Here is a 21,777-nt window from a genome sequence, read left to right as displayed (position 1 = left end):
GCGTCAAGGCTTTTTTGCGCCGGCCGGGAAAAAGAAGCCCGACGCCTGTTCTTGACGGCGTCACGCATTTCTCGTACCCAAATGCGCTTGCCCGCCAACAAGGCGGGGAAACGCCCCAAGCAACGGAGTATCCCGTGGGCAGCGACGCACCACGCAAAAAAGAATACAAGCTTCCGGTCAAGTCCAAGCGGGTGGAAGACTTCCGGCCCCTGCTCGAAAGCCTCGACGCCCGCGACGAACTCAACGAGGTCTTCAAAAACCGCATCTCCAAGGCCGTCCAGCTGCTCGATGCGGACGTGCCGCTATACCCCAACGATTTCGAGAAAAACGACGAAATCGGGGAGGTTGCCGGCGCGCACGAACCCCTCGACGAGGCCGGACTCGCCGCCCTGGACCGGACCTTTCGTCTGGCCGGCCGCATCGTGGCCCTGCGTTCCTTCGGCAAGGTGGCCTTTTTCACCGTCCAGGACGCTTCGGGCCGCTTGCAGGTCTTTGCCGAGCGCGACACGCTGGGCACGGACGTCTATTCCACCTTCAAGAAGTTCGACATCGGCGACATCGTCGGCGTCACGGGCAAGCTTTTCCGCACCAAGACGGGCGAGCTGACCCTGCACGCCGCCACGATCAAGCTCCTCACCAAGTCCATGCGGCCGCTGCCCGAGAAGTACCACGGCTTAAAGGACGTGGAGACGCGCTACCGCCAGCGCTACGTGGACCTGATCGTCACGCCCAAGGCCGTCGAGATCTTCAAGGCCCGCACCAAGATCGTGCGCGAACTGCGCGCCTTTCTGGACACCGCCGGCTTCATGGAGGTCGAAACCCCCATGATGCAGGCCATCCCCGGCGGCGCCACGGCCAAGCCCTTCATCACGCACCACAATGCGCTCGACATGAGCCTTTACATGCGCATCGCCCCGGAGCTCTACCTCAAGCGTCTGCTCGTCGGCGGCTTCGAGAGGGTTTACGAGGTGGGGCGCAACTTCCGCAACGAGGGCATCTCCACCCGCCACAATCCGGAATTCACCATGTGCGAGTTCTACTGGGCCTTTGCCCGGTACAACGACCTCATGGACCTGACCGAGCGGCTCTTCGGGCACATCGCCCGGGCCGTGACCGGCAGCGACGCCGTGGAGTACCAGGGCCAGACCATCCACCTCGGACCGGGCTGGGCCAGGGTGCCTTTCCACGAATCCCTGCAAACCATCGGCGGCATCGACCCGGCGGTCTACAACGACTTCGACGCGGCCAAGGCGCTGGTGGAGAAAAGCGGGGAGAAGGTGCTCAAGGGCGAAAAGCTGGGCAAGGTCCAGGCCAAGCTCTTCGACATCTTTGTCGAGCCCAAGCTCATCGAGCCCCATTTCATCTATCATTACCCCACGGAAATCTCGCCGCTCTCGCGCCGCAACACCGACGACCCGACCATCACCGACCGTTTCGAGCTTTTCATCGCCGGCCGGGAGATGGCCAACGCCTTTTCCGAGCTCAACGACCCCGTGGACCAGCGCCAGCGTTTCGAGGAGCAGGTCCGCGAAAAGGAAGCTGGAGACGACGAGGCCCACCGCATGGACGACGACTACGTGCGGGCGCTGGAGTACGGCATGCCGCCGGCGGCCGGAGAGGGCATCGGCATCGACCGTTTGGTCATGCTCCTCACCGACCAGGCCTCCATCCGCGAGGTGATCCTGTTTCCGCTGCTGCGGCCCGAGGGCGCGCCGGGTACATGAGTTTCGAATACTTCATCGCCAAACGTTACCTCCTGGCCCGCCAGAAGCAGGCCTTCATCTCCGTCATCTCGCTGATTTCCATCCTCGGGGTGGGGCTCGGGGTGGCGTCCCTGATCGTCGTGGTCGGGGTGATGAACGGCTTCTCCTCGGAGCTTCGCGACAAGATTCTCGGCATAAACGCCCACATGGTCGCGGCCGTGGCCGGCGGGGCGTTGCACCATTATCGCGAGGACATGAAAAAGGTCGAGGCCGTGCCCGGGGTGCTCGGGGCCACGCCCTTCGTCTACACCGAGGTCATGTTGTCGAGCCCGCGCGGGGTCAAGGGCGTGGTGCTGCGCGGGGTGGACCCGGTCTCGGCCGGCAAGGTGCTGGCCCTGCCCCAGGAGATGGTGGCGGGCAAGCTCGCCGACCTCGACACGCCGGGGCTTTTCCCGGGCATCATCGTCGGGCGCGAGCTGGCCGACCGCCTGGGCCTGTCGCTTGGCGACACCATCAATCTCATGTCGCCGGCGGGCAAGGAAAGCGCGGCCGGATTTTCGCCCAAGGTCAAGACCTTCACCATCCGGGGCCTTTTTAAGACCGGCATGTACGAATACGACTCGACCCTGGCCTACGTCACCATCCCCGCCGCCCAGGAGCTTTTGGGATTTAAGCGCGACATCGCCACGGGCCTCGAGCTCAAGGTGGCCGACGTCGACGCGGTGACGCGGCTTGTGGGCAAGGTGCGCGACGCCATGGGCGGGCCGCCGGTCTACGTGCGCACCTGGATCGACATGAACGGAAACCTTTTCAAGGCGTTGCACCTGGAAAAGACGGCCATGTTCGTGATCCTGGTCATGATCGTGCTCGTGGGCTCGTTTTCCATCATCACCACGCTCGTCATGCTGGTCATGGAAAAGACCCGCGACATCGCCATCCTCATGTCCATGGGGGCCACGGCGAAAAACATCCGCAACATCTTCATGCTCCAGGGCACGATCATCGGCGTGGTGGGCACGGCGCTCGGCTACGTCCTGGGGGTCGGCGTGGCCCTGGCCCTGGAAAAATACCAGTTCATCAAGATTCCCGGCGACGTCTATCCCATGGACCACCTGCCCGTGCGCCTGGACTGGCCGGATCTGACCGTCATCGGCGTCACGGCCCTGGCCCTGTGTTTTCTGGCCACCCTGTATCCGGCAAGGCAGGCCTCGCGCCTCTCGCCCGCGGAGGCGCTGCGCCATGACTGATGCCGCCCCGCTGTACGAACTGATCCGGGTGCGCAAGGCCTATCAAGGGCCGGCCGAAGAGGTCGTGGTTTTAAAAGGCCTGGATTTCACCATCCCGGCCGGCGACTCCATGGCCATCCTCGGCGCGTCGGGGTCGGGCAAGTCCACGCTGCTGCACCTGCTCGGGGCCCTGGATAAGCCCACCGCGGGCGAGGTCCGGTTTCGCGGGCGCGACTTGGCCGCGCTTACGCCCGCGGAGGCGGCCCGTGTGCGCAACCGGGAAATCGGTTTTGTCTTTCAATTTCATCATCTGCTGCCGGAATTTTCGACCGTGGAAAACGTGGCCATGCCGGCGCTTATCGCAGGCGTCGCGCGTCGCGAGGCTTTCGACAGGGCCAGGGCATCTTTATCGCTCGTGGGGCTTGATGAAAGGGCCGAACACAGGGTAACAACGCTTTCCGGGGGAGAGAGGCAGAGGGCGGCCATCGCCCGTGCTGTCCTATTACGGCCAGGCGTTCTTCTGGCCGACGAACCCACCGGCAACCTGGACGAAGCCACAGGCGCCAAGGTGGGCGAGGTACTCGCCCGTCTTAACGCCGAGCTCGGCATGACATTGGTTGTGGTCACTCACAACCATAACCTGGCCGCTCTCATGGGCCGGAGACTGGAGCTGCAGGGTGGAGAACTCTATGCGCGCAATGAAACGAATCGGTCTTGAAGGGCTTATCCTTGCGGCGTGCCTGGTGGCGTTGGCCGCGGGGCAGGCCCTGGCCCAGTCCGGAAAGGTGCTGGTGCTGCCCTTTGAGATCAATGCGGCCGACGCCCTGCAGTCCGTCCAGAAGAGCCTTCCCCGCATGCTGATGGACAAGCTCAAGGCCGACGGCGTCGCCTCCGTGGCCGAGGGCGCGACCCCGGCCCGCGACGCGGCCGCCGCCCGTCGCCAGGCCGCCTCGGCCAAGGCCGACTACGTGGTCTACGGCAGCATGTCCAAGGTGGGTGAGGCGGTGAGCCTCGACGCCCGCGTGGCCAAGACCTCCGGCGGCGAGCCGGCCACGGTCTTCGCCACGGCCAAAAATCTCATGGGCCTCGACGCCGCCGCGACCGATCTGGCCCAGAAGATCAAGAACCAGGTCTCGGCCGTGGGCTCCACGGACCGCATTGTCGAGGTGGACGTCGAAGGCAACTCCATCCTCGACAAGGAAGTGGTGCTCTTAAAGATCAAGAGCCAGGTCAACCAGAATTACGATCCCAAGGCCGTCAACGAAGACATCAAGAAGCTCTTCGACATGGGCTATTTCGATGACGTCCAGGTGCGCCTGGACAACGTCCCGGGCGGCAAGAAGCTGACCTTCGTGGTCAAGGAAAAGCCGCGCATCCAGGCCATCGGCGTCACCGGCAACGGCGACGTGAAAAAGGACGACATCCTGGAGGTCATGAGCACCAAGGCCGGCGGCGTCCTCAACCTCAAGGTGCTGGCCGACGACCTGGGCAAGATCCGCGAGCTCTACAGCAAGAAGGGCTACTACAAGACCGAGGTCACCTACGAGCTGGAACAGACCGATCCCCGGGTGGCCCGCCTCAATATCATCATCAAGGAGCCCAAGAAGCTCTATATCAAGGAAGTCAAGATCGAGGGCGCCAAGCAGATCGATCCAGACGACCTGAAAGCCGAGCTGGCCACCTCCACCCGCCATTTCTGGTCCTGGATCACCGGATCGGGCGTGCTCAAGGAGGAGATGCTCGAACGCGACGCCGCCGCCCTCGAGGCCTACTACGCCAACCGGGGCTTTGTTGACGCCAAGGTGGGCCAGCCCGAGGTGGTCTACGGCGACGACGGCATCACCGTCATCTTCCGGGTGGAGGAAGGCGATCGCTACAAGGTCGGCAGCGTGTCCTTCTCCGGCGACCTGCTTTACGACGAACCCAAGCTCATGGACCGCATCAAGCTCGACGAGCTTTCGGCCAAGGGCGAGTATTTCAACCGCTCGGTCGTGCGCGACGACCTCAACGCCCTGGCCGAGCTCTACGCCGACGACGGCTATGCCTTCGCCGAGGCCGACGTGGACATGCAAAAGCATCCCGACACCAAGGTCATCGACATCGTCTACGTGATCAACAAGGGCCGCAAGGTCTATGTGCGCCGCGTGTCCATCGAGGGCAACGAAAAGACCCGCGACAACGTGATCCGCCGCGAGGTCAAGCTCGCCGACGGCGATCTCTTCTCCGGCTCCAAGCTGCGCCGCTCCAACGAGCGCCTGGACAAGATCGAGTACTTCGAGAAGGTCGATATCGAGACCGTGCCCACCGACAATCCGAACGAAGTGGACATCAAGGTCAAGGTCAAGGACAAGAACACCGGTTCCATCAGCCTGGGCGCCGGTTACTCCACCTCGGACAGCGTGTTCTTCGGCGGCTCGGTCGAGGAGAAGAACCTCTTCGGCAAGGGCTACCACGCCAAGTTCCAGGGCATGTTCAGCGGCAAGTCCAGCCGGGGCATCCTGTCGTTTACCAACCCCCGGCTCTACGACTCCAACCTGGCCGTGGGCGCGGACGTCTACGAAGTCTACCGGGCCTACGACGACTTCAAGAAGACCACCACCGGCGGCAAGATCCGCTTCGCCTATCCCCTTGGCGAATACACCGTGCTGTCCTGGGATTACCGCCTGGACCACTACCACATCTATCACCTCAACTGGAACTCCTCGAGCACGATCCAGCAGTCGGCCGGCTGGCACTGGTCCAGCGCCGTCTACGCCGAAATCGATCGCGATACCGTGGACAGCGCCACCAAGCCGACCAAGGGCACCAAGAACACCTTGTCCCTGGAATACGCCGGCGGCGCGGTGGGCGGCGACGACGCGTACGTCAAGCCGATGTTCACCTCGAACTTCTTCCAGCCGCTGCCGCTCGATCTGGTCTTCCACTGGCGCGGACAGGTCGGCGTGCTGCTGCCCAACTCCGGCGGCGACATCCCGGTCTACCAGCGCTTCTACCTCGGCGGCATCAACAACGTCCGCGGTTACGAGCTCGACAAGATCTCGCCCAAGGACCCCTGGACCCACGAGCGCATCGGCGGCAAGGCGGAATTCTTCACCAACTTTGAAACCATCTTCCCCATCAGCAAGTCCAACGGGCTGCTCGGCGTGGTCTTCTTCGACGCCGGTAATTCCTGGGGCGACTACAACGATATCAACTCGGACCTCTACAAGAGCGTCGGCGCCGGCGTCCGCTGGTACTCGCCGATGGGCCTGATCCGGGTGGAGTACGGCTACGGCCTCGACGCCGAGAAGCATCACCTGCAACCGTCGCAGGTCGGGTTCTCCATGGGCCAGACGTTCTAGGAAACGCCGGCCAAGGACGACGACGGGACATCGAATCGGGGAAGCGCCGCGTCAAGCCACGCTTCCCCTACACGCAACTGGGCTGACGAACCGGGGGACGCCCCGAAACACACGGAACGAGCAAGGAGTCGAGTAATGGGCGGTATGTTACGGGTTTTGATCATTTTGGCCATTCTGGTCGTGCCGGTGTCGGCGTTTGCCCAGGGCAAGATCGGCATCATCAACCTTGATGACGCACTGTCCAATTCCAGCGTCGGCAAGGCGGCCCTTTCCGGGCTCAAGTCGCGGTTCGAATCCCGGGAAAAGGCCATCGCCGCCCAGGGTGACAATCTCAAGAAAATGCAGAACGAACTGCAGAAAAAGAGCGTGGCCCTGTCCCAGGACGCCATGAAGAGCAAGGCGGCCGATTTCGAGGCCAAGGCCCGCAAGTATCTCGACGACCGCAACAAGCTCCAGCAGGAAGAGCAGCAGGCCCAGCAGGGCGTGTTGCAGCCGCTTTTAAACCGCCTGCAGAAGGTCGTTTCCGAGTACGCCGCCAAAAACGGCTACACCATCATTCTCGAAGCCCGCAGCGTCCCGTATTACGATCCCAAGATGGACGTGACTTCCGCGGTCAGGGCCCAATTCGACAGAAGCAAATAAGTCCGCCACGCCGTGGACGGTCAAGGGGCCGGAGCGCCTGGCGCTCCGGCCCCTTTTCTACACCTCAAGGAAAGAAGGGCGCCATGACGGCCACTCCCGGCGGCGCAATCGCCGTTACCGAAATCTTCGATCTGCTCCCCCACCGTTACCCGTTTTTGCTGGTCGACCGCGTGTTGGAATACGAGCCCGGGGTCTCCATTACGGCCATCAAGAACGTGACCGTGAACGAGCCTTTTTTTCAGGGACATTTCCCGGGCCTGCCCGTCATGCCGGGCATGCTGATCCTGGAGGCCCTGGCCCAGGCGGGCGGGCTGCTCGTATCCAAGAGCCTCGAAGGTCCGCTTGGGGACCGCATCTTCATGTTCACGGGCGTGGAAAAGGCCAAATTCCGTCGGCCGGTGACGCCGGGGGACCAGCTTGTGCTGCGCTGCTTCGACCTGAAGCGCCGGATGACGCTTTGCCGGATGCATGTCGAGGCGACCGTGGACGGTAAGATCGCGGCCGAAGCGGAGCTTTCCGCCGCCGTGGTGGACAAATCCGCCCTGTGACAGGGGCGTTTTGACGCCCCGCCGACGGTCTCAGTCCTTGCCGGCCCCTTTGGGGGCCGCCTCTTGTTCCAGATATTCCGACAAATCCATGCGGCCGCTCAAGCGTTCGCAATCGCGTTCGATGGTGGCGATGTGGCGTTCGAGCAGCTCGACCAGCCGCGCGTCGATGCGTCCGGCCCGGGCTTCGGCCCACAGGATGCCGAGGGCCTTTTCGCGAGGCAGGGCCGGTTTGTAGTGCCGGGCCATGGTGATGGCGTCGTAGATGTCCACGATGGCGATGATGCGGCTTTGCAAGAGAATGTCATCGGCCTTGAGCCCGCCGGGATAGCCCGAGCCGTCCAGGCGCTCGTGGTGCTGGGAGATGATCGTCAAAAGCCGTCCCATGTTTCCGGGAAAGGGGATGTGGCACAGGATCCGGTGGGATTCGGCCGGATGGCGCTCGATTTCCCGGCGCTCCTCGGGGGTGAGGTTGCCCCGGGCGATGAGCAGGCAGGCGATTTCCCGCTCCGTTAAAAGCGCCAGACGCGCCTCGCCCACGGTGACGGTTCTGGCCCCCACGGCCGCGACCAGGGCCGCGTCCTCGCGCGTGATGCCGTCGGCCGCGTTGATGCGGGAAAGGGCTTCGAATTCCGCCTTGTTGTCCCGGCCGGTAACAAGCGCCTCCAGGGCCATGCGCTGGCCGATGACCTCCATGGTCCCGGCCGGCAGGCGCGTGGCCTTGGTCAGCACTTCTTCGCGAATGCCGATCTTGCCGACGTCGTGCAACAGCCCGGCATAGAGCAGTTCCTCCAGATCGCTGGGCGTATAGGCCACGTCCGGAAAAAACTCCGTATCGTCGTGCACCGCCTTGGCCAGGGCCACGCCCAGGCGCGCCACGCGTTGGGAATGGCCGGCGGTGAAGGGGTCGCGGGCGTCGATGGCCGTGGCCAGCGCCTGCATCAGGGAGTTGATGAGCGCCTGGACCGCCTCGAAGTGCAGGGCGTTGCCCAGGGCGATACCGGCCACGGTGGCGAGCGTGCCGACGTACTGCAGGTGGCTGGCCTCGAAGCGGACGTCGGGGGTGCCGGCCAGGGCCAGCATGCCCACGCAACGGTTCGCCGCGATCAGCGGGCAAAGGAGCAGGGAGGCGAGGTCGGCCTCGTCCCGCCAACGGCGGTCGCTGCCGAGCTCGTTGACGATTTCCCCTTTCTGGGCGCGGGCGATGTCCCAAAAAAGCGTCGAGCCGGCGATGGCCGCCAGGCGTTGCGTGGCGGCGTCACCAAAAGAACAAGCCGGGCTGAAGTCCTCCGAGGACGGCGGCCGCAAAAACACCATGCCGGAACGGGCCGGCAGTTCGCCGAAACGGCATTCGTCGAGCAGGGCCTGGGCCACGTCCCGGGGGCGCAACGAATCGTTGAGCTCGAGGGTGGCCCGGTGGAGCAAGGAAATTTCGCGATATTTGCCAAGGGTTTCGGCGGCCAGGCTGCGCTTGACGACTTCGCCGGCCAGGAGCGTTTGCAGGGTGTCGGCGACAAAGCGGACCAGTTCGGGCAGCCGGGGGATTTCCGAGGGACAAAGCCGGGCGTCCGGGGGCGGCGTGACGACGAGATAGCCGATGGGCTCGCCCTCGAGGCGCAACGTCTCGCAGGCGAGGCTATCGGCGGCGTCGGGCGCGTTTTCGCTGAGCGTCACTTGCCAGCCCGGGCCGAGCAGCCGCGCCGCCCGGTCGAGCACCGGGCTGAATGTCTTTTTTTTGAGCAGCCGCCGCAGAACGATCATGGGCGGACGTATCAGGCGTCGAGGTGCAGCAGTTCCTTGGCCACGCGCAGGACTTCGTCGGGATCGAACGGCTTGGTCATGTAGCGGCTCGCGCCGAGTTCCATGCCCTGGCGGCGGTCGACTTCCTGTCCCTTGGCCGTGAGCAGCACGATGCCGATGCCGGTGATGGCCGGGTCTTCCTTGACGCGCTGGCAGACCTCGTAGCCGTTGAGTTTGGGCATCATGATGTCCAGGAAGACCACGTCGGGCTTTTGGGATTGGATGAGGGCCAATCCTTCCTCGCCGTTCTGGGCGGAAAGGATCTCCACGCCGCACTCCTCCTCCAGCTCTTCAAGCGTCTGCTCGAGGAGCATACGGATATGCACCTCATCATCGACGATGAGAATTTTGCCGGGCATGAGGACTCCTTTGCGTAGCGCCAACCAATTTGAATAGTAGTAAAAGGCAAGGGCCTTGGCAAGGCGTGACCCGTCGTGCCCGAGTGAGGCGGGCTGGAAAAAGGGTCAAAACGCTCTTTATGGTAGAATAACTTCCTGTAACCATGCTAAAAATGCCAAAATCCCGTGATGAAACGACAGTGCCGGGGCCGGCGCGCGGCGTGGAAAAATAATCGGAAGAAACGGGAAAAGGCGTGATTCGGCAAAAAAGAAAGCGTGACGGCAACCAGACGGCGCGACCGCGTCAATGATGCGAACAGGAGCCGCCGCAAGAGCCGCCGGCTTCGGAAAAATCAAGACTCGAGCGGATCCGGAATCCTTGCCCGTCGCAGTCCACGGTCAGCGGCGCGGCCTGAAGCCATAACTGCCGGTTGACCGCGAATTGCCAGCCGTCCACCGCGAACGTGGCGTCGTCGCCGGTCGGCGCGTCCAGGGACAACTCCAGCCGGGGACCGCTTTCGCTCATAAAGGAAAGGAACACGCGCAGGCACGGCGGTCGGTCGTCGCCGAAATGGAGGGACAGAGCGGAAAGGGCGGCCTCGGTCACGGTAAAAGCGGCGCTGTCGACGATTTCCATGGCAATGATAGTAGCGGGGGCGGTCCGGGGGTGTCAACCAAGGCCGCGCCGGGCAAAAAAAGGGGCCGGCGGACCGGCCCTTCGGAAATGCGTCGAGGCAAGGCCAAGGCTAGCTGCAGCAGGAGCCGCCGCTGCCGCAGGAGCCGCCGCTGCCGCAGGAGCCACCGCCGCAGGAACCGCCGCCGAGCTGCAGGCTCGAGGAAACGGAGAAGCCGTAGTCGGTCATGTCCACGGTGATGGGACTGGCCATGGCCATCAGTTCCTTTTCCACGACGAAGGTGTAGCCGTTGAGGTCGAAAACGTCGTCGTTTTCACGGGCTTCGTCGAGGGCAAGGGTCAGGGAAGGGCCGCAGCAGCTGCCCTTGTTGAGGTACACGCGAATGGGGGACTTCTGTTTGTCCGCGAAATAATTGTCGAGTTCGGCGCGAGCCGTATCCGTCAAAGAAACCATGCGAACCTCCAGGACGCGGGATGCCAAAGGGGTAATCACCGGAGATGGGATTGTCAAATAAGGCTGGTCAATGGGTCAAGCGCCCAGGCTCCGGTGATTTCCTATGGATTCCCCGCCCGGGAGATCAGCCGCCCGTGGAGCAGGAACCGCTGGAGCAGGAGCCGCCGCAAGAGCCGCCGCCTCCGAGTTCCAGGCGCGAGGTGACGGCGAAGCCCATGTAGGTCATGTCGACCGAAAACGGGGCGCCCTTTTCCACCAAGTCCTTTTCAATGACAAACGTATAGCCGGAAACCTCGGCGACCTCATCCGTATCGCGCGGCTCATCCAGAGCCAGCGCCAGTCTGGGGCCGCTTCAGCCGCCCGAGGAAAGATAGATGCGGATGGGGCTTTTTTCTTTTTCCGCAAAATACCCGTCGAGCTGGGTTTTTGCGCTTTCCGTCAATTCGACCATGGAATCCTCCTGGGAAGTACGCGTTCGATGCAACTAAGCACGACCGATCGGAAAGTCAAATAGGGGGGCTGTGCAAAAAGTCAATCCTTGATCGACAAATGGAATGCTGAAATTATAGCATATTGAAATTATAAAGTTAATTTTATGTATGGGAAGCTGCCATCGGCATCGCCTTTCCACTGTCGCCGGTTTTGCGCGCGGCAGGGCTTTCTGATGGCGGTCCCGTGATTGCCAGGGGTGGTCCCCGTGGGGTATTTTCCGGAAAAGGGCGGAGGGATGCCGTGACGAAACCGAGAAAGTTGATGACCGCCGGCGAGGTGCGCCGCACCCTGGAACGGCTGGCCTTTGAAATCATCGAGCACCACGACCCCGGTTGCGGGCTGGCCCTCGTCGGCATCCAGCGCCGGGGGGCGGAGCTGGCCACGCGGCTCAAGGCGCTTATCGACGCCAAGGCCGGCTGCGACGTGCCGCTCGGCAAGCTCGACATCAATTTGTACCGCGACGACTGGACCAATAGCGAAGTCCAGCCGCAGGTGGGACCGTCGCACATCCCGTTTTCCCTGGCCGAAAAAAACGTGGTGCTGATCGACGACGTGCTCTTTTCCGGCCGCACCATCCGGGCCGCCCTGGAGGCGTTGCTCGACTACGGCCGGCCCAACCGGGTGGAGTTGCTCGTGCTCATCGACCGCCGGGGGCACCGCGAACTGCCCATCCAGGCCGACTACGTCGGCAAACGCGTGCATACCGAACCCGGCGAACACGTGGACGTGGCCGTGGCCGAACTCGACGGCGAAGACGGCGTCATGCTGGTCGGATAATTCAGATTGAGAGAAAAGAAGGTGCGAGAGGGGAAACCCTTTTGAAAAAGGGTTCTCCCCTCTCGCGCTCTCCCCTTCCTCAAATTTTTATCGTAACAGCTGTTGTACGGATAACAGCCTGTTACTATTAAAAGTCTTTGGAAGGGGGCCTGGGGGAAACTTTTCTACAGAAAAGTTTCCCCCAGCTCTTTTATCTACCCACGCGCCGTCAGGCGGGCGAGGACGGCGGCCAGTGCGGACGCTTCCACGGGCTTGGCCAGGTAGTCGTCCATGCCGGCTTCCAGGAAGCGTTCGCGGTCGCCGGCCATGGCGTGGGCGGTCAGGGCCACTATGGGCGTGGCGGACCTGGGGCCGTAGATGGTCGTGTCGCGCAGCAGGGCCAGGGTTTCCAGCCCGTCCATGCCCGGCATCTGGATATCGAGCAGCACGACGTCGAAAGGTTCCCGGCCGAAGATCTCCAGGGCGTCCTGTCCGGAGGCCGCCTCGATGACGGTATGGCCCTGATGGCGCAACAGCAAGCCCACAGCCATCCGGTTGATGCGTTCGTCCTCGACCAGCAGGATGCGCCGCCCTTTCTTTTCGGATGCCGCGGGCGCGGGCGGCGGCGCGTCCAGGGCCAGGGCGGCCTGGGGCAAAAGCAGCGTGCACATGACGCAGGTGCCGATGCCAGGCTCGCTGTCCATCCACAACTGTCCGTCCATGAGCCGCACCAGCCGGTCGACGATGGAAAGGCCCAGGCCCGCGCCCTGGTGGATGCGGGTATTGGAGGCGTCGACCTGGGTGAATGCCTCGAAAACCGCCTTGATTTTTTCGCGGGGAATGCCGATGCCGGTATCGCCCACGGACAGGATCAGGCGCACCTTGCCGGTTTCCGGATCGGGCGAGGAACCGGCTTCCAGGAATATGCCGCCGGTCCTGGTGAATTTGATGGCGTTGCCGACGAGGTTGAGCAGGACCTGGCGGATGCGGCCCTCGTCGCCGATGAGCATGGCGGGCACGGCCGGGGAGACGGTGGGTTCCAGGGTCAGGCCGCGCTGCTCGAGGCTGGTGGCGAAGACGGTCTGGATGGAGGCGAAGACCTCGCGCAGGGAAAAGGGGGCGTACACCAGGGCGAGCTTGCCGGATTCCACCCGCGACAGGTCGAGGATGTCGGTCAAAAGCCGCGTGAGGCGTCGGCCGGAATCCAGGGCCGTGACCACGCAATCGCGCTGGTCCGCGTCGAGGTCGGTGTCTTCCAGGAGTTGGAGCATGCCGAGCAGACCGTTTAAAGGCGTGCGGATCTCGTGGCTCATGTTGGCCAGAAATTCGCTTTTGGCCTTGCTCGCGGTCTCGGCGGCCTCCTTGGCGGCGGCCAGGCGCGTTTCGGACAGGCGCAGGGATTCCTCGGCGCGCTTGCGCTCGGTGATGTTGCTGAACATGCCGACGGACCCCGTGAAATGGCCCGAGGCGTCGTATTCGCTGCTGACGGCGATCAGGACCCAGATTTCCTGGCCGTCGGCCCGCCTGAGCCGGCGTTCGTAGAGACCGCCGCCCGGGGGCAGAGACTCGCGGCGCAGCATGGCCCGGTGCAGATCGCGGTCCTCGGGAAAAAGGAAATCGGATACCGGCCGGTCGGCCATTTCCTCAGGGGTGAGGCCGAGCATGAAGCCCATGACCGCGTTGGCGTACACCGTGCGCCAGTGCTCGTTGACGACCCAGATGCCCTCGTTGGCGGTCTCGACGATGCGGCGGTAGCGGGCCTCGCTGGCGAAAAGCGCCCGTTCGGCCTGCTTGCGGTTGGTGATGTCGCGGATAAGGCCGACCACATGGCGGCCGCCGTCGGGATCGACGTGCAGGGCCTTGCGGGTCATGAACACGCGGTGGCGATCGTCGGCGTCAAAGGCCGTTTCTTCGGCCACATCCTCGAAGCCGCAGGCCATGACCATGGCGTCGTTTTTGAGCGACGGCGAACCGGCCCGGCCCGGAAAGACGCTTGGCGCGTCGCGCCCCAGAATATCCTCCCGGCTGCGGCCGGCCAGGGTGCAAAAGGCGTCGTTGACCAGGGTGAAGCGGCCCTGCGGGTCCTTGATGTAAAAGGGATCGGACAGGGCGCCGACCACCCGGTCGAGGAGAAGCGCGTGGCTTTGCCGGCCCGAGCCGCGGCCGAAGACCAGAATGCCTATGGCCGCGGCCCCAAGCAGAAGCCCGCCGATCAGCATGGCCATCCATACCGATTCCACTGCGCAAAGCCCTCACAGGGTATGGCCCAAAAAAGGCAGCCGGTGTTGATGGAACAATAAGGCTATTGCATGCCGCCATCCTTTTCAAGGGGCGGGCGCAGGGAGGCCTTTGCGGGGCGGTCAGGCCGAGGGGGCCGGTCTCGGCGCGTCGCGGATCAGCCGAGCGCGGCCAGGGTCTTTTCCACCGGCCGGCGTTCCGGCACCACGGGCAGGGTCGTTTCGCCGTCGCGCACGGCCTTGGAGACGTAGAGTCCGCAAAAGCAGGCCCCGAACTCGGTCACATCCGGATCGCGGTAAATGCACGGGCAGACCACGTCGCGGTCGAGTTCGAATTTGCCCGAGGCCAGCCGGCAGGGGCAGGCCATGTAGCCGTAGCGCTCCTTGTTGGTCAGAAGGCTCGCCAACAGGTCCAGGGTCATTTCCATGTCGGGGTTGAAATAGTTTCCCTTGGCTTCCTGGATGGGCTTGAGCGTCTCGTGGAGTTCGCGGGCGTTCATCGCTTTTCGCACTCGCTTACGGCCTGTTCGAGCTCGTCGCGGCGGAAGCCGACAATGACCTTGTCGCCGATGACGATGGTGGGAAAGGACAGGGCCGGGTTGAGCTTGCGCACGATGTCCATGATCTTGGCGCGCTCTTCGCCGGAGAGGAAGTCCACGTGGACGCAGTCAAAAGGAATCTTGTGTTCCTCGAGATATTCTTTGGCGTGTTTGCAGTGCACGCAGGTGGAAAGGGCGTAAACCTTGATGTCCGCACTCATGAAAATCTCCTTGCATGCGCGAGGCATTATCGCGGTCGTGATTTGGTTCCATTTCGTATTCCCCTTTCCAGGCGGCCGGTCAAGTGCGAAAGGGGCCAGGTGAGAAGCAGGTAGAGCAGGGCCAAGGGGAGATAGGCCTCGAAGGTTTTGTAGGTGGTGGAGTTGACCACTTCGGCCGCTTTGGTCAGTTCGCGGACGCTAATGACGGACAAAAGCGACGAGTCCTTGATGCAGGAGACGAACTGGCCCGTCACCGGCGGCACGATGCGCCGGATCGCCTGGGGAAAGATGACGTAGAAGAGCGTCTGGCGGTGGGTGAGTCCCGAGGAAAGGGCCGTTTCCCACTGGCCGACGTCGATGGATTCGACCCCGGCCCGCACCATCTCCGAGATGTAGGCCCCGGAAAAAAAGGCCAGGGTCACCGTGCCGATCACGTACGGGCTGTCCACGTGGATCACCACGCCGACGCAGAAATAGAAAATGAGGATCTGCACCAGAAGCGGCGTGCCTCGAAAGGCCCCGACGTACAGGGCGGCCATCTCGGTGAGCCAGACATTGCCCGACACCGAGGCCAGCCCGGAGGCCAGGCCGAAAAAAAGGCCCAGGACGATGGCTCCGGCCGAGACGTACACCGTCATGCCAAGCCCGGCGATGAAGATGTCGCGATACCCCCAGACCGCGTTCCAGTCCCAGTGGTACTGGATATGCGACAACGCGACCCACAGGCCGGCCGTCAGGGAGGCGAGCAAAACGGCCCGGACAAGCCACCGGGGCGTGGACCACGTCATTTGACGAACATCCCCGCCGGAAAGACCAGCACGAAGGGGGCGCGTTCGCCGAAATCCCGGGTCAGCCGGGCGGCGATGTCCTTGGACACGTCCCTGTTGGTCGTGACCAGGAAGACGATGTTGCCCTGGGTCTCCACCTGGCCCTTTTCGTTTTTCCAGGCGCCGTCGCCGGCCCCCAGGCGCGTGTAGCCGCCGAAAGACGTGGCCAGCCAGTTCTCGAAGGCCGGCAGCACCGTGTCGATGTCGCCGCCGGGCGGATCGGCCGGCACGGTGAAGATATGGGCCATAACCACCCGTGACGATTGGGCCGGGGCCGGGTTGGCGGCGAAAAGGACCAAAATGGCCAGGATGACGCAGGCACGGATGCGTGCGCGGGGCATGGTTGCCTCCCGGGTGCCGGTCGGGGCCGGCCGGGGTCTGCCCGGGCCGTGCGCCCGGGACGGAAATGAAAGGAGCGTCGCCCGCCGCCGCGACCCGGACGAAAGGGGCTTGGCGACGACAGCGGGCGACGGACGGGGCTATTTGCCGAGGATGTCCTTGAAGTACTTATCGTGCAGCGCGTCAAGCGTGCCGTCGGCCTTGATGGTGGTCAGATACATCTCCAGCCACTGCCACCAGTCAAAATCGCCTTTTTGCAGGGCGATGCAAAAAGGCTCGTAGGTAAACGGCTTGAGGATGGCCTTGGTGGCCTCGGGATTTTGCTTGTGGTGCTTGGCGATGGAGATCTGGTCGTAGAAAAAGGCGTCGGCCCGGCCGGCCACCACTTCCTGGACGCAGGCCGTCTCGTCCTTGTAGCGGTTGATGGTGGCCTTGGTGAATTTCTTGGTGGCCACGAGATCGGCGGTGGTGCCGGTCTTGACCGCGAGCACCCGGCCCGGGGCGTTGAGCGCGTCCACGTTTTTGACGTCGCCGGCCCTTTTGGCCGAGAGCAGGGCGCAAAGCCCGGTGGTGAAGTAGGGCGAGGTGAAGGTGATGGACTTGGCCCGCTCCAGCGTGCCGCTGATGCCGGAGATGATGAGGTCGATCTTGCCGGCGGTCAGGGCCGGGATGAGCCCGGTCCACTCCATGTCCTTGATTTCCAGCTTGACCCCCAGCCGGTCGGCCAGGGTCTTGGCGATGTCCACGTCGAAGCCGACGGGGTTGCCCTCCTTGTCCACGTACTCGAAGGGCCAGAATTTGAGTTCCATGCCCACGACCAGCGTGCCGCGCTGCACGATTTTGCGCAGGTTGCTGCCCTCGTAAATGTCGAACGGCGTCGTCGCGGAGACGGCGGGGCCGCAGCACATGGTCAGGGCCACGAAGGCCAGGCTGATGATGCGGATGAAGCGAACCATGGATAACGTCCTCCCTCGATTTTTTGCGGAAGGAATCATGCGAGAGGGGAAACCCTTTAAAAAGGGTTCTCCCCTCTCGCGCTCTCCCTTTCCTAAATCTTTTACCGGTTGCGGATGGTATAACGCTCATTCACTGTAACTATTGAAAGTCTTTTGAAAGGGGGTCCGGGGGGAAACTTTTCTACAGAAAAGTTTCCCCCCGGAAATTAGTCTCCCTCTTCACATCATTTCGGCGCGATGGGCTTTATGCCCCAGATATCGCGTGCGTATTCCCGGATGGTGCGGTCCGCGGAGAAATAGCCCATGCGGGCGACGTTCAGGATGGCCTTTTTGGCCCACACGGCCGGTTTTGCGTAGTCCATGCCCAGGCGTTCGTGGGTTTCCAGGTAGGGCATGAAGTCGGCCAGGTGCATGTAGCGTTCGCCCTTGGCGAGCATTTTTTCGAAAATCCAGTGGAAGGTCTGGGGTTCGTCAGGGGTGAAGCGGCCGGCCGAGAGCGCGTCCAGGACTCGCCGGATTTCGGGGTGTTTGCCGTAGTATTCCCAGGGATCGTAGCTGCCGTCGCCGAGCTGGCGCTCGACTTCCGGTGTGGTCAGGCCGAACAGGTAGAAGTTTTCCGCGCCCACGGCCTCGCGGATTTCGATGTTGGCCCCGTCCAGGGTGCCGATGGTCAGGGCGCCGTTGAGCGAGAACTTCATGTTGCCCGTGCCCGAGGCCTCGGTGCCGGCGGTGGAGATCTGTTCGCTGACGTCGGCGGCGGGGATGAGCTTTTCGGCCAGGGACACGCGGTAATCGGCGGCGAAGACCACTTTGATGTGCTTGGCGGCGCGCTTGTCGGCGTTGATGACGCGGGCGGCGGAGCAGATGAGGTGGATGATCTCCTTGGCCTCGAAGTAGCCCGGCGCGGCCTTGCCCGCGAAGACGTACACCCGGGGCACGGGCGGCACGTAGCCGTCCTCGGTCACGCGCAGGTAGTCGTGCAGGATGTGCATGATGTTTAAAAGCTGGCGCTTGTACTCGTGGATGCGCTTGGCCTGCATGTCGAAGACCGCGTCCGGCGAGAGCATCACGCCCGTGGTCTGGGCCACGTATTCGGCCAGATGGGCCTTGCTGGCCCGTTTGACGGCCAGGAACTTCTGCTGGAAGGCGGCGTCGCCGGCCAGGGGCACGAGGTCCTGCAGCTTGTCGAGGTCCATGATCCAGGCGTCGCCGATGGCCTCGGTTATAAGCGCCGACAGCCCGGGATTGGCCTTATAGAGCCAGCGCCTGGGGGTGATGCCGTTGGTCTTGTTGTTGAACTTGCCGGGCCACAGGGCGGCGTAGTCCGGGAACAGGACTTTTTTGACCAGCTCGGAATGGAGCTTGGACACGCCGTTGACGGAATGGGAGCCGACCACGGCCAGGTTGGCCATGCGCACCTGCTTGCCGCCTTGCTCCTCGATCAGCGACATGCGGCGCAGGGTGGCGTCGTCGGCCTTGGACGTCAGGCGGATCTGGCTCAAAAACCGGGCGTTGATCTCGTAGATGATCTGGAGGTGGCGGGGCAGCACCTTGCCCATGAGGTCCACCGGCCACATCTCCAGGGATTCCGGCATGAGGGTGTGGTTGGTGAAGGCCAGGGTGCGGTTGGTGATGTTCCAGGCCCGGTCCCAGGGCACGCGGCGTTCGTCGACCAGGATGCGCATCAGCTCGGCCACGGCCAGGGCCGGGTGGGTGTCGTTGAGCTGGATGGCGATGAATTCGGGCAGCTCTTCGATGTTGCGGTTTTGTTTGAGAAAGCGCCGGGTGATGTCGCGCAGCGAACAAAAGACCAGGAAGTATTCCTGGGTCAGCCGCAGTTCCTTGCCGAACGAGATGGATTCGCTGGGGTAGAGGATCTTGGAGACCAGTTCCGAATACACCTTCTGGTGGATGGCTTTGATGTAGTCGCCCTGGTCGAAAATTTTCATGTCGAAGTTGTCGGTGGAGCGGGCGGCGAAAAGGCGCAGGTAATTGACGGTCTTGTCGCCGAATCCCACGATGGGGATGTCGTAGGGCACGCCGACCAGGTCCTGCCAGTCGACCCACAGCGGCAGGTAGGAGCCGTCCGGGCCCTGATGGCTTTCGATGCGGCCGTAAATGGGCACGATGACGGACTGGTCGCGGCGTTCGATTTGCAGCGGCATGCCTTCGGCCATCCAGTAGTCCGGCTGCTCGACCTGGCGGTCGTTCTGGATGCTCTGTTTAAAGAGCCCGAATTCGTAGTGGATGCCGTAGCCGCAGCCCGGCATGTCGAGGGTGGCCAGGGCGTCGAGGAAGCAGGCGGCCAGCCGCCCCAGCCCGCCGTTGCCGAGCGCCGGGTCGCGCTCGAACTCGCGCAGTTCCTCCAGGTCGTAGCCCCATTGCTTGACCAGGTTGCGGCACTCTTCGTCGATTCTCATGTTGTAGAGGTTGTTGCCCAGGCAGCGGCCGAGCAGATACTCGATGGACAGGTAGTACATCCGCTTGGCACGGGCGTCGCGGTAGCGCTTGCGGGTTTCGAGCAGCTTGTCCACAAGCCGGTCACGCAGGGTCATGGAAAGCGCCATGGCCACGTCACGGTTTCCGGCCTCGGCGCAGGGTTTGCCCAGGGAATGGGTGATATGCTCCCGGATGGAGCAGGAAAGGGAGTCGGCGTCGAGGGTCTGGAGGGGGCAATTCTCGACGGGCATGGAAGCCTCCTTACAAAGGTCGAAAGGGGATGTATGCCACTTGTAGCAAAGGACACGCGGCGTTGTCCAACGGTGAGCCTAAAGGAGGCATGCCCCGTGGCCGATAGGTGACGATAAGGGAACGTTTCTCGTCCCGGGAGGATGCCATGGACGCGATAGACACCAAAACGACGGCGGCCGGCGGCGCATTCGAGCAGCAAAAGCTCGGGGCCGAACTGGTCACCAAGACCCTCGACAGGCTCAACACCGACCTGGCCACGGGCGGCGTGAACCAGGATTACGACTTTCAGACCAAGGTGCTCTCCGCCGCCACCGGCGTCGGCGGAAACTTGAACATCAAGGCCTAGGCGACCGTTTTTTCGAAAGGGGGCGGGCGGGGAAAAAACGTCCCTCGCCCCCCTTGCTTTTTCCTGGCCGCCGTCGCATGCCGAGGCCATGGCGACCATCCTCCACCTCGACATGGACGCGTTTTTCGCCTCCGTCGAGCAGCACGACGACCCCGCGCTCATGGGCAAACCGGTCATCATCGGCCGGGACCTGCGAGGCGTGGTTTCGGCCGCCTCCTACGAAGCCCGCACGTTCGGCGTGCACTCGGCCATGCCCGTGGCCGAGGCCAAACGCCGCTGTCCCCACGGCGTGTTTTTGCCCGGCAACCGCCGCCGCTACGCCGAAGTCTCCCGCCTCGTCATGGCCACGCTCCAGGCCGTCTCCCCGCTGGTCGAACCCGCCTCCATCGACGAGGCCTACGTCGACATCACCGGCACCGAGACCCTTTTCGGCCCCCCGGAAACCCTCGGCCGCCGCCTCAAATCCATGATCCGCGAGGCCACCGGACTCAACTGTTCGGTCGGCATCGCGCCCGTCAAATTCATCGCCAAGATCGCCTCGGATTACGACAAGCCCGACGGCCTGACCATCGTCGCCCCGGACCAGGTTTCCCTGTTTCTGGCCGATCTCCCCGTGGGCAAGATTCCGGGTGTGGGCAAACGCGCCCAGGCCGCCCTTTCCCGCCTGGGCATCCGCGTCGTCGGGGAAATCCCGCAATATCCCCCGGAATTCTGGCAGCGCCACCTGGGCAAATGGGGCCTCGACCTCTACGCCCGGGCCTGCGGCCAGGGCAGCGACACCGTCAATCCGTGCCGCGAAGCCAAATCCGTCAGCGCCGAGAATACCTTTTCCACCGATACCGCCGACCGGGCCAGACTCGCCGCCTGGCTGCTCCACCAGTCCGAGCGCGTCGGCCGCGAACTGCGCCGGGACAACCAGTCCGGCCGCACCATCACCCTCAAGCTCAAATTCAACGATTTCCGCCAGATCACCCGCAGCCGCACCCTGCCCGACCCCACCGCGAGCGACACCGTCATCTACGCCGTGGCCAAGGAACTCCTCGAGGCCGAGCCCTTGCCCAAACCCCTGCGCCTCATCGGCGTCGGCGTCTCCAACTTCGGAAACGAACCGCGCCAGTTGAGCCTTTTCGAGGACCCGGCCCGGCAACGCCGTGAACAAGGCGGGAAGATCGACGCCGCCCTGGACGCCATTCGCGGCAAGTTCGGCCGCGACGCCATCGTGCGCGGCCGGCTGTTCGATTTCGAGCGGGAGTAGGGGCGTCGCGGGAGCGGGGGAGGCAGCAGGGGCGCTGCCCCTGCGACCCGGCAGGAGAGGCGGAGCCTCTCCTGCACCTCTCTGCCAGGGCGCTGCCCTGGACCTGCCGGGGGACTTGATGTCCCCCGGACCCCCTTTTACCGGGCTGAGATGGTGGATGGAGGGGCTGTGGGGCGGTGGGGGCCGAGGGGAGGCAGCGCCTCCCCTGGCGTCTTCCCTACGACCCGGACCGGTCGGGTAGGGCTGGCGGCAGTTCGGGGGAGGCCGGCGGCGTGGCCGTGGCGCCGGGCTTGGCCTGTTCCGGCTTGGCCGGTTGTGCCGGCTGTTCGGTGGGCGCGGGTTGCGGCGCGGTTGCGCTGGGTTCGGCCGGCTGCGCGCCTTCCGGCGTGGCGGTCGTGGCCGGCGTGGCCGGCGTGGCCGGCGTGGCCGGCGTGG

At 63.7% G+C, this 21,777-nt stretch carries 21 protein-coding genes and 1 pseudogene; 9 read left to right on the top strand and 13 right to left on the bottom strand.

The window, feature by feature from the left end; genetic code table 11:
• Nucleotides 1-134 precede the first annotated feature (134 nt).
• The 6 genes from lysS to fabZ all read left to right on the top strand — a co-directional run bounded on the left by lysS (nucleotide 135) and on the right by fabZ (nucleotide 7,460).
• Nucleotides 135-1,724, top strand: a complete 1,590-nt coding sequence (gene lysS, locus DESFRDRAFT_RS15885) for a lysine--tRNA ligase (RefSeq protein WP_005995610.1) — start codon at nucleotides 135-137, stop codon at nucleotides 1,722-1,724.
• Nucleotides 1,721-2,950 (top strand): lipoprotein-releasing ABC transporter permease subunit, encoded by a 1,230-nt coding sequence (locus tag DESFRDRAFT_RS15880; RefSeq protein WP_005995608.1) that lies wholly within the window; start codon nucleotides 1,721-1,723, stop codon nucleotides 2,948-2,950. Before lysS ends, DESFRDRAFT_RS15880 begins: the two co-directional genes overlap by 4 nt.
• On the top strand, nucleotides 2,943-3,647 hold the full coding sequence (locus tag DESFRDRAFT_RS15875) for an ABC transporter ATP-binding protein (RefSeq protein WP_005995605.1): 705 nt from the start codon (nucleotides 2,943-2,945) through the stop codon (nucleotides 3,645-3,647). Before DESFRDRAFT_RS15880 ends, DESFRDRAFT_RS15875 begins: the two co-directional genes overlap by 8 nt.
• The gene (bamA, locus tag DESFRDRAFT_RS15870; protein WP_005995603.1) at nucleotides 3,619-6,270 is read left to right on the top strand and encodes an outer membrane protein assembly factor BamA; all 2,652 of its coding nucleotides are present in this window, start codon (nucleotides 3,619-3,621) and stop codon (nucleotides 6,268-6,270) included. Before DESFRDRAFT_RS15875 ends, bamA begins: the two co-directional genes overlap by 29 nt.
• 135 nt (nucleotides 6,271-6,405) lie before the next feature.
• Entirely contained in the window at nucleotides 6,406-6,912 is a 507-nt protein-coding gene (locus DESFRDRAFT_RS15865; protein ID WP_005995601.1) for an OmpH family outer membrane protein, read from the top strand.
• Nucleotides 6,913-6,995: 83 nt separating this feature from the next.
• Nucleotides 6,996-7,460, top strand: a complete 465-nt coding sequence (gene fabZ, locus DESFRDRAFT_RS15860; protein WP_005995600.1) for a 3-hydroxyacyl-ACP dehydratase FabZ — start codon at nucleotides 6,996-6,998, stop codon at nucleotides 7,458-7,460.
• Between the two features lie 30 nt (nucleotides 7,461-7,490).
• On the opposite strand, the gene DESFRDRAFT_RS15855 is transcribed toward fabZ, so the two are convergent.
• The 5 genes from DESFRDRAFT_RS15855 to DESFRDRAFT_RS23010 all read right to left on the bottom strand — a co-directional run bounded on the left by DESFRDRAFT_RS15855 (nucleotide 7,491) and on the right by DESFRDRAFT_RS23010 (nucleotide 11,134).
• On the bottom strand, nucleotides 7,491-9,218 hold the full coding sequence (locus DESFRDRAFT_RS15855; RefSeq protein WP_005995599.1) for an HD-GYP domain-containing protein: 1,728 nt from the start codon (nucleotides 9,216-9,218) through the stop codon (nucleotides 7,491-7,493).
• Nucleotides 9,219-9,229: 11 nt separating this feature from the next.
• On the bottom strand, nucleotides 9,230-9,616 hold the full coding sequence (locus tag DESFRDRAFT_RS15850; protein WP_005995598.1) for a response regulator transcription factor: 387 nt from the start codon (nucleotides 9,614-9,616) through the stop codon (nucleotides 9,230-9,232).
• 283 nt (nucleotides 9,617-9,899) lie between these two features.
• Nucleotides 9,900-10,232 (bottom strand): hypothetical protein, encoded by a 333-nt coding sequence (locus DESFRDRAFT_RS15845; protein WP_005995597.1) that lies wholly within the window; start codon nucleotides 10,230-10,232, stop codon nucleotides 9,900-9,902.
• Nucleotides 10,233-10,341: 109 nt separating this feature from the next.
• Nucleotides 10,342-10,683 carry an IscA/HesB family protein gene (locus DESFRDRAFT_RS15840; protein ID WP_005995596.1) on the bottom strand — a complete coding sequence of 114 codons (342 nt, stop codon included), beginning with the start codon at nucleotides 10,681-10,683 and terminating at the stop codon, nucleotides 10,342-10,344.
• Nucleotides 10,684-10,807: 124 nt separating this feature from the next.
• Nucleotides 10,808-11,134 (bottom strand): IscA/HesB family protein, encoded by a 327-nt coding sequence (locus DESFRDRAFT_RS23010; RefSeq protein WP_233489629.1) that lies wholly within the window; start codon nucleotides 11,132-11,134, stop codon nucleotides 10,808-10,810.
• Between the two features lie 302 nt (nucleotides 11,135-11,436).
• On the opposite strand from DESFRDRAFT_RS23010, the gene pyrR reads away from it, so the two are divergent.
• Entirely contained in the window at nucleotides 11,437-11,952 is a 516-nt protein-coding gene (gene pyrR, locus DESFRDRAFT_RS15825) for a bifunctional pyr operon transcriptional regulator/uracil phosphoribosyltransferase PyrR (protein ID WP_043795032.1), read from the top strand.
• Between the two features lie 194 nt (nucleotides 11,953-12,146).
• On the opposite strand, the gene DESFRDRAFT_RS15820 is transcribed toward pyrR, so the two are convergent.
• The 7 genes from DESFRDRAFT_RS15820 to DESFRDRAFT_RS15790 form a co-directional block, all read right to left on the bottom strand.
• Nucleotides 12,147-14,156: a PAS domain S-box protein gene (locus DESFRDRAFT_RS15820; RefSeq protein ID WP_144005058.1), complete on the bottom strand. Its 2,010-nt coding sequence runs from the start codon at nucleotides 14,154-14,156 to the stop codon at nucleotides 12,147-12,149.
• 170 nt (nucleotides 14,157-14,326) lie between these two features.
• The gene (locus DESFRDRAFT_RS15815) at nucleotides 14,327-14,668 is read right to left on the bottom strand and encodes a ferredoxin-thioredoxin reductase catalytic domain-containing protein (RefSeq protein ID WP_005995592.1); all 342 of its coding nucleotides are present in this window, start codon (nucleotides 14,666-14,668) and stop codon (nucleotides 14,327-14,329) included.
• Nucleotides 14,665-14,928: a glutaredoxin family protein gene (locus DESFRDRAFT_RS15810; protein WP_005995590.1), complete on the bottom strand. Its 264-nt coding sequence runs from the start codon at nucleotides 14,926-14,928 to the stop codon at nucleotides 14,665-14,667. The genes DESFRDRAFT_RS15815 and DESFRDRAFT_RS15810 overlap by 4 nt, the downstream gene beginning before the upstream one ends.
• 26 nt (nucleotides 14,929-14,954) lie before the next feature.
• On the bottom strand, nucleotides 14,955-15,716 hold the full coding sequence (locus DESFRDRAFT_RS15805) for an amino acid ABC transporter permease (protein ID WP_005995589.1): 762 nt from the start codon (nucleotides 15,714-15,716) through the stop codon (nucleotides 14,955-14,957).
• Nucleotides 15,713-16,096, bottom strand: coding sequence for a hypothetical protein (locus DESFRDRAFT_RS15800; RefSeq protein ID WP_005995586.1), 384 nt, complete (start codon nucleotides 16,094-16,096; stop codon nucleotides 15,713-15,715). Before DESFRDRAFT_RS15800 ends, DESFRDRAFT_RS15805 begins: the two co-directional genes overlap by 4 nt.
• 138 nt (nucleotides 16,097-16,234) lie before the next feature.
• The gene (locus tag DESFRDRAFT_RS15795; protein WP_005995584.1) at nucleotides 16,235-17,050 is read right to left on the bottom strand and encodes a transporter substrate-binding domain-containing protein; all 816 of its coding nucleotides are present in this window, start codon (nucleotides 17,048-17,050) and stop codon (nucleotides 16,235-16,237) included.
• A 224-nt stretch (nucleotides 17,051-17,274) separates the two neighbouring features.
• The gene (locus tag DESFRDRAFT_RS15790) at nucleotides 17,275-19,740 is read right to left on the bottom strand and encodes a glycogen/starch/alpha-glucan phosphorylase (protein ID WP_005995582.1); all 2,466 of its coding nucleotides are present in this window, start codon (nucleotides 19,738-19,740) and stop codon (nucleotides 17,275-17,277) included.
• A gap of 146 nt (nucleotides 19,741-19,886) precedes the next feature.
• On the opposite strand from DESFRDRAFT_RS15790, the gene DESFRDRAFT_RS15785 reads away from it, so the two are divergent.
• Both DESFRDRAFT_RS15785 and DESFRDRAFT_RS15780 read left to right on the top strand, forming a co-directional pair.
• The gene (locus DESFRDRAFT_RS15785) at nucleotides 19,887-20,087 is read left to right on the top strand and encodes a hypothetical protein (protein ID WP_005995580.1); all 201 of its coding nucleotides are present in this window, start codon (nucleotides 19,887-19,889) and stop codon (nucleotides 20,085-20,087) included.
• A gap of 88 nt (nucleotides 20,088-20,175) precedes the next feature.
• The gene (locus DESFRDRAFT_RS15780) at nucleotides 20,176-21,342 is read left to right on the top strand and encodes a DNA polymerase IV (RefSeq protein WP_005995577.1); all 1,167 of its coding nucleotides are present in this window, start codon (nucleotides 20,176-20,178) and stop codon (nucleotides 21,340-21,342) included.
• A gap of 217 nt (nucleotides 21,343-21,559) precedes the next feature.
• Here DESFRDRAFT_RS15780 and DESFRDRAFT_RS22295 read toward each other — a convergent pair.
• Nucleotides 21,560-21,777 (bottom strand): annotated as a pseudogene (locus DESFRDRAFT_RS22295) (flagellar motor protein MotB); the annotation flags it as partial.

Source organism: Solidesulfovibrio fructosivorans JJ], from assembly GCF_000179555.1.
GTDB lineage: Bacteria > Desulfobacterota > Desulfovibrionia > Desulfovibrionales > Desulfovibrionaceae > Solidesulfovibrio > Solidesulfovibrio fructosivorans.
The sequence above is the reverse complement of the archived record's forward strand: the minus strand, read 5'-3'. Positions and strand labels throughout refer to the sequence as shown.

Coding starts and splice junctions, on each gene's coding strand:
- pyrR (WP_043795032.1), top strand. CDS start 11,437: ATGACCGCCGGCGAGGTGCGCCGCACCCTGGAACGGCTGGCCTTTGAA.
- DESFRDRAFT_RS15780 (WP_005995577.1), top strand. CDS start 20,176: ATGGCGACCATCCTCCACCTCGACATGGACGCGTTTTTCGCCTCCGTC.
- bamA (WP_005995603.1), top strand. CDS start 3,619: ATGCGCGCAATGAAACGAATCGGTCTTGAAGGGCTTATCCTTGCGGCG.
- DESFRDRAFT_RS15875 (WP_005995605.1), top strand. CDS start 2,943: ATGACTGATGCCGCCCCGCTGTACGAACTGATCCGGGTGCGCAAGGCC.
- DESFRDRAFT_RS15815 (WP_005995592.1), bottom strand. CDS start 14,668: ATGAACGCCCGCGAACTCCACGAGACGCTCAAGCCCATCCAGGAAGCC.
- fabZ (WP_005995600.1), top strand. CDS start 6,996: ATGACGGCCACTCCCGGCGGCGCAATCGCCGTTACCGAAATCTTCGAT.
- DESFRDRAFT_RS15865 (WP_005995601.1), top strand. CDS start 6,406: ATGGGCGGTATGTTACGGGTTTTGATCATTTTGGCCATTCTGGTCGTG.
- DESFRDRAFT_RS15880 (WP_005995608.1), top strand. CDS start 1,721: ATGAGTTTCGAATACTTCATCGCCAAACGTTACCTCCTGGCCCGCCAG.
- DESFRDRAFT_RS15785 (WP_005995580.1), top strand. CDS start 19,887: ATGGACGCGATAGACACCAAAACGACGGCGGCCGGCGGCGCATTCGAG.
- DESFRDRAFT_RS15810 (WP_005995590.1), bottom strand. CDS start 14,928: ATGAGTGCGGACATCAAGGTTTACGCCCTTTCCACCTGCGTGCACTGC.
- DESFRDRAFT_RS15855 (WP_005995599.1), bottom strand. CDS start 9,218: ATGATCGTTCTGCGGCGGCTGCTCAAAAAAAAGACATTCAGCCCGGTG.
- DESFRDRAFT_RS15840 (WP_005995596.1), bottom strand. CDS start 10,683: ATGGTTTCTTTGACGGATACGGCTCGCGCCGAACTCGACAATTATTTC.
- DESFRDRAFT_RS15800 (WP_005995586.1), bottom strand. CDS start 16,096: ATGCCCCGCGCACGCATCCGTGCCTGCGTCATCCTGGCCATTTTGGTC.
- DESFRDRAFT_RS15805 (WP_005995589.1), bottom strand. CDS start 15,716: ATGACGTGGTCCACGCCCCGGTGGCTTGTCCGGGCCGTTTTGCTCGCC.
- DESFRDRAFT_RS15820 (WP_144005058.1), bottom strand. CDS start 14,156: ATGGCCATGCTGATCGGCGGGCTTCTGCTTGGGGCCGCGGCCATAGGC.
- DESFRDRAFT_RS15790 (WP_005995582.1), bottom strand. CDS start 19,740: ATGCCCGTCGAGAATTGCCCCCTCCAGACCCTCGACGCCGACTCCCTT.
- DESFRDRAFT_RS15850 (WP_005995598.1), bottom strand. CDS start 9,616: ATGCCCGGCAAAATTCTCATCGTCGATGATGAGGTGCATATCCGTATG.
- DESFRDRAFT_RS15795 (WP_005995584.1), bottom strand. CDS start 17,050: ATGGTTCGCTTCATCCGCATCATCAGCCTGGCCTTCGTGGCCCTGACC.
- DESFRDRAFT_RS15845 (WP_005995597.1), bottom strand. CDS start 10,232: ATGGAAATCGTCGACAGCGCCGCTTTTACCGTGACCGAGGCCGCCCTT.